15 protein-coding genes are annotated in these 15428 nt (G+C 39.7%); 9 read left to right on the top strand and 6 right to left on the bottom strand.

Annotated elements, in window-relative coordinates; translation table 11 throughout:
• Positions 1 to 255: 255 nt before the first annotated feature.
• The 5 genes from PHR02_RS10380 (at position 256) to PHR02_RS10400 (ending at position 8402) form a co-directional block, all read left to right on the top strand.
• Positions 256 to 1842 (top strand): hypothetical protein, encoded by a 1587-nt coding sequence (locus tag PHR02_RS10380; RefSeq protein WP_299991888.1) that lies wholly within the window; start codon positions 256 to 258, stop codon positions 1840 to 1842.
• A 68-nt stretch (positions 1843 to 1910) separates the two neighbouring features.
• On the top strand, positions 1911 to 3245 hold the full coding sequence (locus tag PHR02_RS10385) for a P-loop NTPase fold protein (protein WP_299991889.1): 1335 nt from the start codon (positions 1911 to 1913) through the stop codon (positions 3243 to 3245).
• A gap of 126 nt (positions 3246 to 3371) precedes the next feature.
• On the top strand, positions 3372 to 4544 hold the full coding sequence (locus tag PHR02_RS10390) for an ImmA/IrrE family metallo-endopeptidase (RefSeq protein ID WP_299991890.1): 1173 nt from the start codon (positions 3372 to 3374) through the stop codon (positions 4542 to 4544).
• Positions 4544 to 5041, top strand: coding sequence for a DUF4411 family protein (locus PHR02_RS10395; RefSeq protein WP_299991892.1), 498 nt, complete (start codon positions 4544 to 4546; stop codon positions 5039 to 5041). Before PHR02_RS10390 ends, PHR02_RS10395 begins: the two co-directional genes overlap by 1 nt.
• A gap of 238 nt (positions 5042 to 5279) precedes the next feature.
• Complete coding sequence (locus tag PHR02_RS10400; RefSeq protein WP_299991894.1) at positions 5280 to 8402, top strand: type I restriction endonuclease; 3123 nt, start codon at positions 5280 to 5282, stop codon at positions 8400 to 8402.
• A gap of 204 nt (positions 8403 to 8606) precedes the next feature.
• Here the strand turns inward: PHR02_RS10400 and PHR02_RS10405 are convergent, their stop codons facing one another.
• The 3 genes from PHR02_RS10405 to PHR02_RS10415 form a co-directional block, all read right to left on the bottom strand.
• The gene (locus PHR02_RS10405) at positions 8607 to 9914 is read right to left on the bottom strand and encodes a hypothetical protein (protein WP_299991896.1); all 1308 of its coding nucleotides are present in this window, start codon (positions 9912 to 9914) and stop codon (positions 8607 to 8609) included.
• Positions 9901 to 10110 (bottom strand): AlpA family transcriptional regulator, encoded by a 210-nt coding sequence (locus PHR02_RS10410; RefSeq protein ID WP_299991898.1) that lies wholly within the window; start codon positions 10108 to 10110, stop codon positions 9901 to 9903. Before PHR02_RS10410 ends, PHR02_RS10405 begins: the two co-directional genes overlap by 14 nt.
• Positions 10111 to 10271: 161 nt before the next feature.
• Positions 10272 to 10514 carry a helix-turn-helix transcriptional regulator gene (locus PHR02_RS10415; RefSeq protein ID WP_299991899.1) on the bottom strand — a complete coding sequence of 81 codons (243 nt, stop codon included), beginning with the start codon at positions 10512 to 10514 and terminating at the stop codon, positions 10272 to 10274.
• A 132-nt stretch (positions 10515 to 10646) separates the two neighbouring features.
• Here PHR02_RS10415 and PHR02_RS10420 point away from each other — a divergent pair, with 132 nt between their 5' ends.
• Together PHR02_RS10420 and PHR02_RS10425 are read left to right on the top strand one after the other, a co-directional pair.
• A complete protein-coding gene (locus PHR02_RS10420) occupies positions 10647 to 11927 on the top strand; it encodes a hypothetical protein (protein WP_299991901.1) in 1281 nt (426 codons plus the stop codon).
• Positions 11928 to 11941: 14 nt separating this feature from the next.
• Positions 11942 to 12175, top strand: a complete 234-nt coding sequence (locus tag PHR02_RS10425; protein WP_299991902.1) for a hypothetical protein — start codon at positions 11942 to 11944, stop codon at positions 12173 to 12175.
• Positions 12176 to 12208: 33 nt separating this feature from the next.
• Here the strand turns inward: PHR02_RS10425 and PHR02_RS10430 are convergent, their stop codons facing one another.
• From PHR02_RS10430 to PHR02_RS10440, 3 genes are read right to left on the bottom strand one after another with little or no spacing between them, the layout of a single operon-like run.
• Entirely contained in the window at positions 12209 to 12379 is a 171-nt protein-coding gene (locus PHR02_RS10430) for a hypothetical protein (protein WP_299991903.1), read from the bottom strand.
• A complete protein-coding gene (locus PHR02_RS10435) occupies positions 12376 to 12732 on the bottom strand; it encodes a hypothetical protein (protein ID WP_299991904.1) in 357 nt (118 codons plus the stop codon). Before PHR02_RS10435 ends, PHR02_RS10430 begins: the two co-directional genes overlap by 4 nt.
• 4 nt (positions 12733 to 12736) lie before the next feature.
• A complete protein-coding gene (locus PHR02_RS10440) occupies positions 12737 to 13015 on the bottom strand; it encodes a hypothetical protein (protein WP_299991906.1) in 279 nt (92 codons plus the stop codon).
• 539 nt (positions 13016 to 13554) lie between these two features.
• On the opposite strand from PHR02_RS10440, the gene PHR02_RS10445 reads away from it, so the two are divergent.
• Together PHR02_RS10445 and PHR02_RS10450 are read left to right on the top strand one after the other, a co-directional pair.
• Complete coding sequence (locus PHR02_RS10445) at positions 13555 to 14100, top strand: hypothetical protein (protein ID WP_299991907.1); 546 nt, start codon at positions 13555 to 13557, stop codon at positions 14098 to 14100.
• Positions 14097 to 15428, top strand: a 1332-nt coding sequence (locus PHR02_RS10450) for an HD domain-containing protein (RefSeq protein ID WP_299991909.1), incomplete at its 3' end; no start/stop codon positions are given. The genes PHR02_RS10445 and PHR02_RS10450, both read left to right, overlap by 4 nt.

A 15428-nucleotide genomic window follows, 5' to 3' on the forward strand; every position in this document is an offset into this window, starting at 1 on the left:
TTATCAAGACTCATAAAAAAGCCCTTTATAATGATGTTGTAGAGAACAAAATTATAGTTAAAAGTGCCTATTTATGGGCTTTCGTAGATAGATTAAACTTCAAAATCTATGTGCGAAAGTTGAGTTAGATATTCAAACCGCCAAAATCGATACACTTATTACCAAAGCCCGCCAAGCGATAGAGTTGATGAAAGAACGTCGAACGGCTTTGATCTCTGCGGCGATTACGGGGAAAATTGATGTGAGAGGGATGGTGTGAGTGATCAATGTTCGATCACGGCTTATGGCGGATGTAAGCTGCCTAAACAAAATGGCTATGATGAGTGTATTTTGCATTGTCCAAAAGATCGAATTTCCCATGATTACCATTTGCATTTTGATGAACTTGAAGAGTTCCATAATCGTCTGATAGAAAATATCCTCAAACAAATTTTTCGTACAGCTGAGGAAAGTCAATTTATTACTATAGATACTATCAGAGAGTTATTACGTGGAAACGTACCTTCTACGCACGCAGAGCAAAACGCTAAATTTCTCAAAGAAAAAACTATTGTGTTTAGCCTGATTGCTTTTCCAAAACACGATAGTAGAGAACATTTTGATTATATTCCAATCTTACAAAAATTAGGGAAAATTCATTTTAACTATTGTAAATTTTATACGGGCTACATGGAACTGCCATCTGTAGAATGCTTCTTCCAAGACTGTGAGTTTTTCGAACATTGGTCTCTTTATGATTATCCAGTTCTAAAAAATATTTATGACATCGTCTATCAGCAATGTCATTTTCGAAATAGTGTCTCTGCTGCTGGCACTGAGAGTGATGATGAACGATTTCAACTAAACCATCAGCAGTTTAATAATTGTCATTTTCATAAAGAGCTTTCTTTTGAGTACATTGATGCCAAAGAGCCGATTTTTGCAGATTCGGATGAATTACGATCAAACATCAAAAACCTGAAGGTCTATCATAGTAATTTTGAAAAAAGATTTGTTTTAAACGATTACATCATTGAGTTTGCTTACTTTGAAAACAGTGTATTTGATGAGAAGTTTGAGTTCAAATACAATAGAGTGAATATTTTAGAAATAGATGATTGTAATTTCAAAAAGATCGCTGATTTTTTTGAAAGCACTTTTGAAAAATTCAAAATACATAAGAGTATCTTTGATAACTTTACCGGTTTTGAATTATGCCAATTTGGCAAAGAAACCGACCCAAAAAACAGAGACTATATTGCACTTTTTGAATATGTGACTTTTTCTAATTTCGTTAACTTCCGTAATACACATTTTTATTCAGGGTTAGATATTGATAACATCAATTTGAAAGATTCCCCCAATTTTTTAAATACTGAAATAGGTTTTTCAAACACGACACGAGAAACATTTCGGATAGTCAAAAACTCTTTCGATAAAATCGGGAATCATATTGATGCGAATCACTTTTTTGCTTTAGAGATGCGGAAACATAAAGAAGATCTTTTGAAAGAAGATGGTAAAAAAGCTGAAAAACTTGTATTTTGGTTCAATGAATCAATTTCAGAATTTGGTCAAAACTATGTGAGACCAATCTGCATTTTTGTAGCTTTGAGTTTACTATTTTACTTGCTGACCATAGGATATGAGCGAGAATGGTTATATGTATTCAATGAACCAGTAAATCATATATTAGGATCGTTCGCTGGGTTTTTTAATGGTCTCGCGAAATCCCTTTTACCTTTTGATAGCAAGCTGCTCAAAAAAGGGATGGAATTTATAAGTCTATGGTTCTATATCGCCTTTTCAGTGCTAATGTGGCAAATCATTGTCGCAGTTAAGCGGCATACAAAAAGGGAATAAGCTATTATGGGTTATATGTTTCTTTCTGGTCGATGCAAAAAGAATGAACGTGTTAGTAGGGGAGCTTCATGAGTGATCCAGTTTTAGCATTGCCACGTTTTTCTGTTGTCGGAGAACAGCCTTTTCAGGATGATTTGTTAAATAGAAAACAGTTGGCTATACATCTGACCTCGTATCTGAATCGTTTACAAGCAGGTGCTGTAGTGGCCATTGATGCATCATGGGGAGAAGGGAAAACTTGGTTTGGTCGAAATTGGGCTGCACATCTGAAAAATGAATCACACAAAGTGATTTATATTGACGCATTTGAGCAAGATTATATTGAAGATCCATTTATGCTGCTCAGTGCTGAAATATTAGAAGTAATGGGTGAAGATGATTTGGTACCAAATCTAACTGAAACAGCAACTAATATTGCCAAAGCGCTTGTTCCTATGGGAACGAAAATGATTGTCAATACAATAGGTCAATGGGCACTTGGAACGAGTAATCTTTCCGATAAAGCGAAAGAGTTTTTAGAAGGTGCTGTAGATGATGGTGCTGAAGTCAGTAGTGGCTGGATCAAAGATAGATTAACAAAACATGCAGGCGACAAAGCTTTGATGCAACAGTTTAAAGAACAGTTGAGCGAATTTGCCAATACTGATCCAGAACGTCCGATTGTGATTTTTATCGATGAACTTGATCGGTGTAAGCCAACATTTGCGGTTGAACTAATCGAACGGATTAAACACTTTTTCGATGTTCCAAACATTGTTTTTGTACTTTTACTAAACCGAAATCAGCTCGAAAAAGCCGTCAAAGGAGTGTATGGCGCTGAAACCGATGCGGCTTTGTATTTAAGTAAGTTTGTCAATTTCTTTTTTAAATTGCCAAAAGAAGAAATCGGTGAAACGTTACGATATGACAGGACAAAGCGTTTTGTGCTTTCTGTCGCCAAAATGTATAAGTTTGGAAATGGTCAGCAAACGGAGCATTTTTTTAACGGAATTGCTCTTTTGACAGTTGTCCTAGACCTCTCTTTAAGAGATATTGAACGTTGTATCGCATTATATGCATTTGCGCATCCTCATCAATTATCAAACCCATTATTGGCTTATGTTACAGCATTGAAAGTGTCCAAAAATGCCCTTTTCAAACGTATCTTGGTAAATGATATAAGAGCACATGAACTTGTAAAAGAACAAATCGATGTAATGAATGCTCGCTTGGTGCATAGTCCAAATGGGGACCGTTATCTTAATGCCCTATCACAATGGCATCAGTATCATATTAAAAAGACAGATGAAGTTCCAGAGCCATTTAGAGGTTATGTTCACCATCTTGGAAATTACGACATAGGGACAGATCAAATTTTTCAAGCATTAAATGAAGAAATTGACTTGCGAATGGAAATGTATTAAGACGTTTCATCAAGAGATGCGATTTGTTTATGTAGTATTTACGAGTTTGTTCCGGTTTCAAATTAAAGATAAAGTAAAACTATCCGATAATCACACAAATTGATAGGATCCTACAAAGGAGGAGTTATGGCACAGCAAGCACTTGTAAACCCAAGTCTATTAGCTTGGGCGCGTGAACGCGCACAAATGAGTATTGATGCTTTGTCTGACAAACTCCAATCAAAGCCTGAACGGATTTCTGCATGGGAAAATGGGAACCAAAGACCTACATTTAAGCAGGCGCAAAAATTAGCAAAGACGCTTCATGTACCTTTTGGATATTTGTTCTTATCTAAACCTCCGCAAGAAACATTGCCTATTCCAGATTTACGAACGATTGCAGATCGTCAAAATGCTTCTCTAAGTCTAGAATTTCGCGATCTTCTCAATGATATCAAACGAAAGCAACAATGGTATCGTGAGTATGCACTTGAAAATGACGAGTCTGCTTTTGAATTTTTCGGAATAGCAAATATCGAACAAAACATTCAAGATGTTGCCCACTCTATTCGTAATGCACTTGGATTGACAAGTATTGCACGGGGAAAATGCCGTACTACAGAAGAGTACCTAAAATTTTTAACCGAGAAAATTGAAGCGATAGGTGTCTTAGTTATGCGAAATAGCATTGTCGGCAATAATACTCATCGTGCTCTGAACGTACATGAATTTCGAGGTTTTGCAATCGGAGATCGCTATGCTCCCTTGATTTTTATGAATTCCAGTGATGCAAACAGTGCCAAAATCTTTACCCTCATTCATGAATTAGCGCACTTGTGGATCGCGCAAAGTGGAATTTCCGATATTGATCTAGATAAAACTACCGACAATCGGACTGAAAAATTTTGTAATGCGGTTAGCGCTGAAGTATTAACCCCACAAGATGAGTTTTTACGCTTTTGGGATTTTAATGCAGGTATGGGAGAAAATTGCAGCAAAGAAGCCTCTTTGTTTAAAGTCAGTACTTTTGTAACGGCACGTCGCGCATATGATTTGGGACTAGTAGATGCTGGAACTTTTTATGATTACTACCGTCAAGAGAGTGAGAACTTCGAACAAATACGCCAGCATAGACGAGATCAACAAACTGGTGGTGGAAGCTATTATGCCAATGTTCGGGTGCGGAATGGTAGCCGATTCTCCTCCGCAGTTATTAGCAGTGCTTTAGAAGGACGTATTCCCTATCGTGAAGCAGCAGCATTACTCAATATCAACGCAAGTAAAATAGCTGAATTTTCTAAAGAATTGGGGATTCGCTAATGGCTTATTGTTTAGATGCGAATACACTGATAGAGGCTAAAAACATTCATTATGGCATGGACTTTTGCCCAGGATTTTGGGATATGATTGATGCCCAAGCACAATCTGGAGTTCTCTTTAGCATTACACAAGTTTGCGATGAACTTTTAACTGGTGGTGACGAGCTTTCGGCATGGGTTGAAGAACGTAAAAAGGATCCTCTATTCATCGAAACAGATGACACCGCTACTCAGCTTGTTTTTGGAGAAATTGCAGAATTCGTTGTGGAAAATTACTCTGAAGCACAGGCGAGTCATTTTTTGAGTGGTGCTGATCCATGGCTTATCGCCAAATGTAAAGCTATCGGTGCAACACTTGTCACAAAAGAAGTATTGGCACCTGGTGCAAAAAAAGTCAAAATACCTAATATATGTCAAGAGTTTGGAGTTAGCTTTATCCCTACGCACGAGATGATACGTATTTTAGGGAATCGATATATTTTGGAAGAAATCCGCTAAAACATCAAATGCAGTGATTTTGCAATCTTGTTTTTTAGACAAGCTCCCGGGTATTTTAGATGAGAGGCAAAGGCAAAACAAGGTACGAAATATTTTATATGCGATGTCTGCAAGGGATAAAAGTATCCTATTTAAGGGCACTTCACAAAAAGGTAATTGTATTTTGAGAAATTCCAAAATTTAGACAAGGTGCACGGCATTTTAGACAAGCTTTTAGACAAGGTATGGGAGAGATTAGATGAGCAAACACAAAGAGATCACTTTCGAAACCGAGATCGTTGAGTATTTGACGAATCATAACTGGGTTGAGGGCAGCAGTGAAGGTTACGACAAATCACTTGCACTCTACCCCGAAGATCTCATCACCTATATTCAAACCACTCAGCCCTCTGAATACGAAAAGTTTTCCAAACGTCATCAAACCAACACCGATATAGCCCTCTGTCGTCATGTATCCTCGATGATGGATAAGCAAGGTTCTCTTTATTACCTCCGCCACGAACTCAAAGAGATTAATGCCCGTTTCAAGCTTTGTCAATTCAAGCCTGATCTATATTCCGAAAAACTCCAAGCTGATTATGACGCTAATATCCTTCGTGTGGTGCGTCAAGTTTACTATTCCGAACATAATCGAAACAGTATTGATTTGGTTCTATTCCTCAACGGTATTCCGGTTGCGACTATAGAATTAAAAACCGATTTCACCCAAAACGTCCAAGACGCCATTAATCAGTACAAATATGACCGCAACCCAAAAGACCCCGCAACGAAGCACGAAGAGCCTCTACTGGCTTTTAAACGACGCTCACTGGTACATTTTGCTGTGAGTACCGATGAAGTGTATATGACGAGCCAGCTCAAAGGGAAAGATACCTTTTTCTTGCCGTTTAATAAAGGCAATGATGGAGCCGCCGGAAACCCTCATAATCCTAACGGATATGCAACATCGTATTTGTGGGAAGAGATTCTCTCGAAAGATACATGGCTGAAGATTATCGGGCGTTACATTCACCTCGAAGTGAAAGAGAAAGAGGATTTTACGGGGAAAAAGTACAAAAGCGAAAGTATCATTTTCCCCCGCTACCATCAGCTAAACGTCGTTACGGCGTTGATCGAAGATTCCAAGATCAACGGTTCCGGTCAGCGTTATCTGATTCAACACAGTGCCGGAAGTGGGAAATCAAACTCGATCGCATGGTTGGCGCATCAGCTCTCATCGCTGCACAACGACAAAGCCGAGCGTATTTTCAACTCAGTGATTGTTATCACCGACCGGACCGTATTGGATTCTCAACTGCAAGAAACGATTTCACAGTTCGAGCATAAAGATGGCGTGGTGGTTCGTATCAACCGTGATGAGGGGGAAGGGAGTAAATCGACACAGCTTACAGACGCATTGGAACGTGGTGCAGCCATCATCATTGTCACTATCCAAACCTTTCCGTTTGTCATTGATGCCATACGAGAACGAACAACGCTCAAGGGGAAAACATACGCGATTATCGCCGATGAAGCCCACTCCTCACAAACCGGTGCAACGGCGAAAAAGCTTCGCGAAGTTTTGACAACCCAACAGATCGAAGAGGGTGAAGAGATCAGTGCAGAGGATGTTATCGCCGCTGCACTCACTGCGCGATCTGAGAGTGATAATATCAGCTACTTTGCTTTCACTGCTACTCCGAAGAGTAAAACGCTTCAAATGTTCGGAACGCTTCCTGACCCGACCCGTCCGGCGGCATCCGATAATATTCCTCTTCCATTTCATTCGTACACCATGCGTCAGGCGATCGAAGAGGGATTTATTATCGATGTACTGAAATCCTATACGACGTATGATCTTGCTTATAAGCTTGCAACTGCTGAAGGCGAACGTGAAGTAGATGCCAAAAAAGCAAAAGTACAATTAGCAAAATGGGTTAAACTGCACCCGTACAATATCTCTCAAAAAATCCAGATTATTATCGAGCATTTCCGTACTCATATCGCCCATCTGCTCGATGCTCAAGCTAAGGCTATGGTTGTTACGGGATCGCGCAAAGAAGCAGTCCGCTACAAACTGGCATTTGATAAATACATCAAGGAAAACAATTATACCGGTGTCGCTGCGATGGTGGCATTTTCGGGAAGTGTGATCGATGATGTTGAGGGAGTCAACGAAGAGTACACCGAGAGTTCAATGAATCCGAATCTCAAAGGGCGTGATATGCGCAAAGCCTTTGATAGTGACGATTATCAGGTAATGATCGTTGCCAATAAGTTTCAAACCGGCTTCGATCAGCCTAAGCTATGTGCCATGTACGTGGATAAAAAGCTGAGCGGTGTCGAAGCAGTACAGACTCTCTCACGTTTGAACCGTACCTATCCGGGCAAAGATGTGGTATTCATCCTCGATTTTTTCAATAAAGCCGATGAAATTAAAGAAGCATTTGATCCTTACTACACTACTGCTGCATTAACGGATGTGAGTGATCCAAATATCGTTCATGAGATCGAAATGAAACTCAGTGCATTTGGAATTTATACTCAAAACGAGGTAGAACAATTCGCACAAGCCTACTTCGATCCCAAAGGGAAACAAGAGGCAATGTCCGCCGCAGTTAAGCCGGCAAGCGAACGCTATAAGACACGCTATAAAGCAGCATTGGAAGCAATCAACTCAGCCAATATTGCACTTTCTCATGCGAAAGAAAACAAAGATGAAGCGGGTATCCATAATGCCGAGCGTGATATCACGAGTGCCAAAGAAGATAAAGACGCACTCGATCTCTTCAAAAAGGATCTCGGAACTTTTATCCGCATGTATGAGTTTCTCTCACAAATTGTTGACTATGAAGATGCCGATCTTGAAAAACTATGCGCGTATGCACGGGGACTATTGCCTAACCTCAAAGTAGTCGATATCACGCCTCCGATTGATATTGGAAACGTTGAGATGACGCACTATAGCCTGCGTAATAAAAAAGTGCAATCGATCAATCTCGAAAACGGGACCATAAAACCCGATGGGCCGGGTGGAGGAGTTCCTCGTGATCCTGAAACCGATACGATTGAGCATATCGTTGAAAAAATGAATGAACTCTTCGCCGGTGAACTTACGGATGATGATAAACTCAATTACGCACGTACCATCAAAGATAAAGTGATGGAGAACTCGAAAGTAGTTGAGCAGTTCCGCACTAACTCAAGAGAACAAGCGATGCTGGGTGATTTCCCAACGGTTATGACCGATGCAATTATCGATAGTATGGATGCCCATCAAAATATGGCAAAACAGGTGTTTGAAAATGATAAAGTCCGCGAAGGATTTGCTCGGATCATTCTCGATATGATTTATCGGGATATGAGCAATGTATCAATTTAACGCTATTCAAAGAGATCACCGACACACCGACAAAGGCTGAAATAACCGAACAGTGGCTCTTTTGTAGCGTCGTTGATAATCCATCAGTGTCAACGACATGTATAATATTACGTCGGTATGTCGGTGGTTCTGTATGAGAGTAACGACATCTCAAATCCCCTTATAGCCGACGATCTCGCTTATTTTGTCGGTGTCGGGGCAAAATTATGCCTTCGAAATAAACCCGCTTTGATCTTGAATAGCCAATCCGGCTCGTACCAACATATGAACTGCTGCGTGTACGTCCATAGTCTTGACACCATTGAGGTTGCGGACAATATCACGTACTTTTTGCCGATCCTTTTTTTGGATCTCCCTAAGCACTCTATCCTCCAAAGTCGGGCGACCGTCTTTGCTATTCGCATACAGCAGAATTTGATCAAAATGGTTTTGGTCTAAATATTCCAAAAGTTGTACCGCACGAATCATAGATATCGCTTCAACTTCCCTATTTTCAGCCTGACCGTCTTCCATGTTTTTGCATACTTGAAAAAGCATAGCTACGCGTTGAACAACCGTCAATGACCGAACATCCATCCCAGCCGTATCATCCTCTGCTTTGTACTTCTGATAATATTTTTCATTGACAGTCTCATGAAATCTTTCATAAATATTCAATGCATCAGTGCCAAGATAGAACTGTTTTTCCCGTGCATAATCGTGAAACTCACGGGAAAAAATTTCCACCTCTTTGACCTGAGCTGCTGTCAATTCCTGCCTTAGTGGTATGCGTTTGTATTGTCCAAAGATAACCAAAAACCGATTCAACAATCCATCGGCGATCATATTGCGCATATCCTGAGGGGTCAAATTAGATCTGCCGATCGTTGAAGCGGCAAAAAGTCCCATTCCCTTGATCATCAGCAATTCCGATCGATTCGAATCTTTGAGCTTACGTGTGACCAAGGTGCCGCTGTCATAGATTTGCATAATCATCCGTAAAAAGGTTAATTTGACCACATCATTTTTCGAAGCGGTCGCAAATTTACCAAATTCGTCCATCACCAAATGAGGTGCACTACCAGACTGAAACGAAGCTTCTAACCCCTCAGCTGATGCCCCATCCAAAAAAACATCGGGGTTCTTAATCTTTTGCTTTTGTGCTACAGCAGATTCTTGATGTTTAAACTCATTATCCAACCAATTCAAAAAATATTTCCTCGCCATCATAGCGACGGATGTTTTTCCGACACCGGAAGGAGCAAGGAGGAGCATGTATAAAATAATTGCCCTGCCCTGCATCCCTTTTTCCTGTGAAACTGTGGCTCCACCACACAAACACGGCAAGATGCAGAGGATACTAACTGCAATACTATCAAAGTGCGCATGACTGATTTCATTAAACGCTTTTGCTACTTTCAGTAAATTTGGCGGCAATATTTGATGTAAATCACGGTTATGATACAATTCTTCAGTTCTGCACAAAGAATTCCCCAAAGAAGCAGTGGCCGCTGCTTCTTCATTCCAATCCATTTGTGCCACCATCCCACTCTCCATTAATCACAGCTTCAATTTCACTTTCTCGCCAACCGCTGCACCGTGGTGTTGGTTTTTGTTGTTTCGGAAAACGCCCTGCTTTCATATTCTCATACAGTGTTGAGCGTGAAATTCCTGTGCGAGCGAGTACTTCAGGTAGGCGCAATAGCCTGTCTTTTATTTTCGGTTCCATAATGGACTCCTGTGTATTATGTCGGACGTTTTAGAATGTCCTTAGAATACAAATAACACGGATGAAGATGAAAAATTCTCTCTCGAAACGAAGTTTTTGATTTTTTTTAAATCTAAATGTATTAGTTTTCAATGATATAGAGAAGTTTGGGGAAAAGTAGTTTAGTGAACGAGTTCTTCGACGGAGATATTCAAAATCTTTGCGATCTTGTAAAGCTGTACCAGATGGAAGTGCTGACCTTCTGAGCGAATTTCTATCCGTCCAAGGTATGAAGCGCTTTTGTAGCCCATTTCAGTGGCGAGTTGGAGCTGGCTGAACCCTTTAGCCTTACGTGCTTTGACAACGTTTGCCGATACGCGGTCAAGAAATTGTTCCGCTTCGAGATCCAGTTCGTTTTTAGCCATACCATCCAACCCTATAGATGGGGGTATTGTAAAGATTGGCTAAATTTAATACAACCACATATATAGCGTTATATGATTAAAAGGTATCGATCGCTATTATTTGTGACTAGAAGATTTTTAGAAAGGTTCCTTATGCGATTTATCCCTTTTTCCTTCTCACTGTTGGCGTGTTCAATGCTGTCTCTTTATGCCGCTTCACCTATGAAAGAGTACATAATCAAAGAAGATGTCTATCAGATCGTTGCAGAGTCTCCCACTGTGAGTGTACTCAAATGGAAGAACGATATGATCCCCGCTTCCAAGATCAAATCGATGGTCAATTACTGCTCATCTGTTGGCGGTGAATCAATTATGGTTGAAAAAACAGCGAAAAAGAATTTATTCGGAGACATCTATTATGAGATGAGCTGTAAAACTACTAATAATCAAGGGTTTGAATTGAGCAAAAAAGGGAATTTCTATTTCCTTACCCATGAATCACCGCAGGATCTCGGCTATGCGATGAAAGCTTACGTAGCTGATGAAAAGTTGGATGAAAAACACTCACCCAAAGAGTTCTATTCATCGATGCTCGATTTTGGGACGAATTTTTATGATTTCTATGGGTATTGTGTCGCTAAAGGGGGAGAATATTTCATATCCAATACTACAACTGGCGACAAAGCGGTAAAAGCCAATGATTACATTGTCAAAGGGCTCGGTTTACGTGGATTATCTCTCAAAGATAAGGGAAAACAATGGTGTATCAACACGAAAAATCCATCGGATGAGTTTACCATAACCCTTTCACCCCATCCGTATAACAACACAATGCGGTTTCAAGTGACCAAAGAAGGTAGAGTAGAGAGAAAAGATATTATATTCGAAACCGATACCAATCCAACCTATCTCATGCATCGGAGTGAACAGCAAGTGGAAGTGCGTGAAGCACCATCCAATACCGTGATGATGTCCAAATCACCGACATCAGCGATCACCGCCTTGGCCGCAAAAACGATTACTTCTAAAAACACCGTCCTTGAACGTCAAAACGGCTCCGTCCTCGAAGGGGTCTACCTTGGGCAAAACGACAGCGGATGTCAGCTTGCGGCGGTTATGAGCGCTCCCGATCAGAGCTATGGTCACACAAGTGTTTACAACGACAAAAAACCTGCGAACTGGATCATGAACTACAAACAATGCTCCAATGCAACGATCGAATATCTCGGTGAATCGTTCGAGAAAAGCTTCCCGGCTTCGATTACCCAAGAATACAACCGAGTTCTCAATATGTGCCGTATCCGTGGAGCGGCGATGGGATCGCTTATGGGCTACAACATTGATTGCTCTCGTCAAGGATCGATGACACAGCCGATACATGAAGTGACCATTACCAAAAAAGATAAACTCGTGATCCGGACGTATGAGAAGTGATTTAGGAAATACTGATGGAAACTTTAGATCTTGCCATGAAAATCATTACCGGTCCATGGGATCTCATTACTTGGCTTATCGTCATTATGTTCGGTGCAAGTATGATAGGGCTACTGTATCAAGTTATTACCGGCAAATCGTTTGATAATGGTACCTCTTTTGATACTTCGTGCGAGGAAGATTATTTTACCGATTATAACAAAAGGTATATACCTTGGAATATTTGGAATATGTGGAATGAGCGTTAAAGTTAAAGTACCAATATATCTGATTTCGATAGGTTAAAACACCTTATCCACCCACTCACGCACTGTGGGGTGATCCTGGAATCTAAAAATAAACAATCCTACGATCAGCAGAAACAATGTGAATCCCACAACACTCATTTGAGCAAAAAGATAGGCTGCCAATGCAATGAGCAGCATAGCGACGGTAAAAGCAAATACGATCATGGATGGTTCCATACATTGCTGGTATTTTTTTCGTACGCTTTCTCCATATGACAAAAGTCACAAAGATGATCGTTGCTCATACTTCCCACCGGATTGAGACCACACTCACGGCACGTCATCGTTTTTTCCCAGAACTCAAAATGGCTCTCGATGGCATCACCCATATCATAGATCTGTTTGTACGTCAGCTCTCGGGTGGGATGCGCGGATGTCGTAATGATTTCTAACCCGATATGACGTTTGTAAAAAAGATCCCGGATGAAGCTTTCATCGTCGGATTCGAATGTCGTGACACAAACATCGACTTTTTTTGAAATACGACATTTGGGACGGATAAATAGATTCCAGAACATGTATTTACTCTATAGTAACTGTTGAAACATTCAATTGGATCTTTGAAAGCTCTTCACGGTAACGGTCTTTTTCCAGATCTTGCTTTATGGCAATCACAATCGTAGTTATGAGAGCGATGGTTAAACCCAAAACGACAAACCATAGAGAATAGTTGTGGGTATGATCGATGATCATACCGGTGGCAAGAATCCCAATAAAAATCATTGCGCCGATTTCGACAAAGGATTTGTGATTATGTTCTAATTGCTCAATTCGTTCTTGTAAAGTAGAGATCTCTTCCATCAAATACCCCGATATATGTGTAAATGTTATTATTGATCAAATCCGCTAAGTTCCTAAGACAAAAAGGGAACTAGCCGAGAAATATTATGATAACCAAAAGTTATTGGAATGTTTCAAAATATGGCAGTGTGATTGTTTTATGAAAGAGTATGAAGATGTATGCTGATGTCATACATATTACGCTGAAGTATGATGAATTATGACGTCGTAATTCATTGGCATAAAAAAATACACTTTTTTAAGAAATCTGATGACGCCTGCATAAAATAGACATCGCTGTGACTTTCGCTTACAAAACCTAAATAGCATGATCAATTTGTTCTATTGTCTTAGTGGGAGCCTTGAAAAAAATAGAGGAAATATTCACCGCAGGTGCGTGCGATTTTAAGACTCTTACACTTTTAGTGTACTGTTGTTGCGATTTTGATTTTTGGAGATGAACAATTTATAGCTAAAAATGAGTGTAAGAGAGAATTTTTCGTTTCCATCCGTGTTATTTACTAAGTGAGAGAATATCGCACCCAAGCAAAAGGAGTAATATGAAAATTACCATCAATCTCCCTGTAACAGAAAGGGAAAATGAATTATTTTTGACGTCATTTGAAGGTATCGGTCTGACCAAGCAAATGGCATATAGTTTGATCAAGCTTTTGAAGCAGGAAGACTTCCATGCCGCAATCGCTAGATATGAATCAAAGCGGATCAAGCGAGTAGAAAAACAAGTTCATAATTGTGTCGAGAAAGCATATGAAGAGCATCTTCTTGCAGGCAAAAAACTTCGTATAGCAAACTGTGCCGGAGTTATCGGTTTTCAAGTTGGGGTAGCTAATCCTAATGCGAATGCACGTGCAGTCTTTAACGCAGCATTACGAATCGCAAAAATGGAAAATACCCGCATTCGAACGGGAATCTTGCGGTTCTCACGAAGTGATCGGGTAAAAAAGCTTATGCAAAAGTACCCTAATCTAAATGTGAATGCCCTCAAGTACATGTATCTAAAGGACAAACTCGAATTGAATAACGATGATTTCCAAGTCATGGATAATTTTTTACAAAATCTTACTGCTAAAGGAAAAAGCAAATGAATAAGATACTGAACCCTCACGAAAATGGGCTCAAAGAAGCAAAAAGTTTTGCAAATATCATGGGAATTATAGGTGGATTGTCAATAGTTGCATCGATATATTTAGACAATACAGGAGAAGCGCTGACTGAGCCGTATGTATGGTTTAATTATGCAAGCAGTCACATCAATCAAATACAATTAGGTGTAGGTTTGATCGCTATTGGAGCCTTAGCAGTATATATCATGAACTTTTCGATATACAAAGTGAAGAATAAGATACCGAAAACAATCACATTGGAAGAACTTTCAAAAATATGGATCAGCGAAGAAGAACGTGAAAGACTCCAAAAGGAAAAAGAGGCAAACGAATTTAATCCTCAAATAGAGGAGAAGCAAAACTTACGCCAAAGATATGAGTTCATAAAGCAGGGAACGAGCATTTTTTTGGATAATTATGTAGATCAATATATTGAAATCATTCACTTAGATGACCTTCGTATCATCTATGAATTGTTGGAATTTCTGGAAGAAGAGGGGGGAATATCATCGGTAACTGGGTACAAAGGGGATCCTGAAACGGCACAACTGTTGGAAGATAAATTTGCAGAGAAAAGTTCGTTTGAAATCTCTAAAATGTATTCTTTGTATGACCATTCGTTGCGTGTAGCAAGGTATTGTTGTGATAATTTAGAGAAAAAAGCGTTCGATAAGTATAGTTGGCAAACAAAGATCGGAATGTCGTTAATTTTAGGACTTTCACATGATATTGGCAAGGTTCGGACTGCGTACCATTCCGATAAATCAACCATTCGAGCACACGCAATTGAGTCTAAATCACTATTTTTAGAGATGTTTTTGAATTATGAGCATGCTGAACAGGTAGCTGAGCTTATTCTCAATCATCATATGTCCAGAAGTGATTTAGGTAATATGGGGAAAATGCTGGTCCAAGCAGATAAAGATGCTAGAAAAGAGGAAACACTACTTTGGCAAAAAGACCAACATCGAATTGATAGTTATTTTGTGAATATTGACGGAACAATAGATGAATGCCGCATTTTTTCTGAAGAAATCATCATGCATGAAGTCACCGAAAAATTTAAAAAAACGTTAAACTTAGATTTATTTGGAGCGTCAGATAAACTCTTTGATACAGATATCGCACCGATTCCATTTGATTTTATGTCGATCGAAACGGGGCTAATTCTCGAAATTATGGAAGTTCTAAATACCAATATCAAGGGAAGCTTCACTCCAGCATGTGCATCGGTTAAAAATAAGATAATTATCAATATTACGATCTTCAAGCAGATTGTTCAACGATTGCTCTATCTTGAAGATGATCAG

It is taken from the genome of Sulfuricurvum sp., from assembly GCF_028688295.1.
GTDB lineage: Bacteria > Campylobacterota > Campylobacteria > Campylobacterales > Sulfurimonadaceae > Sulfuricurvum.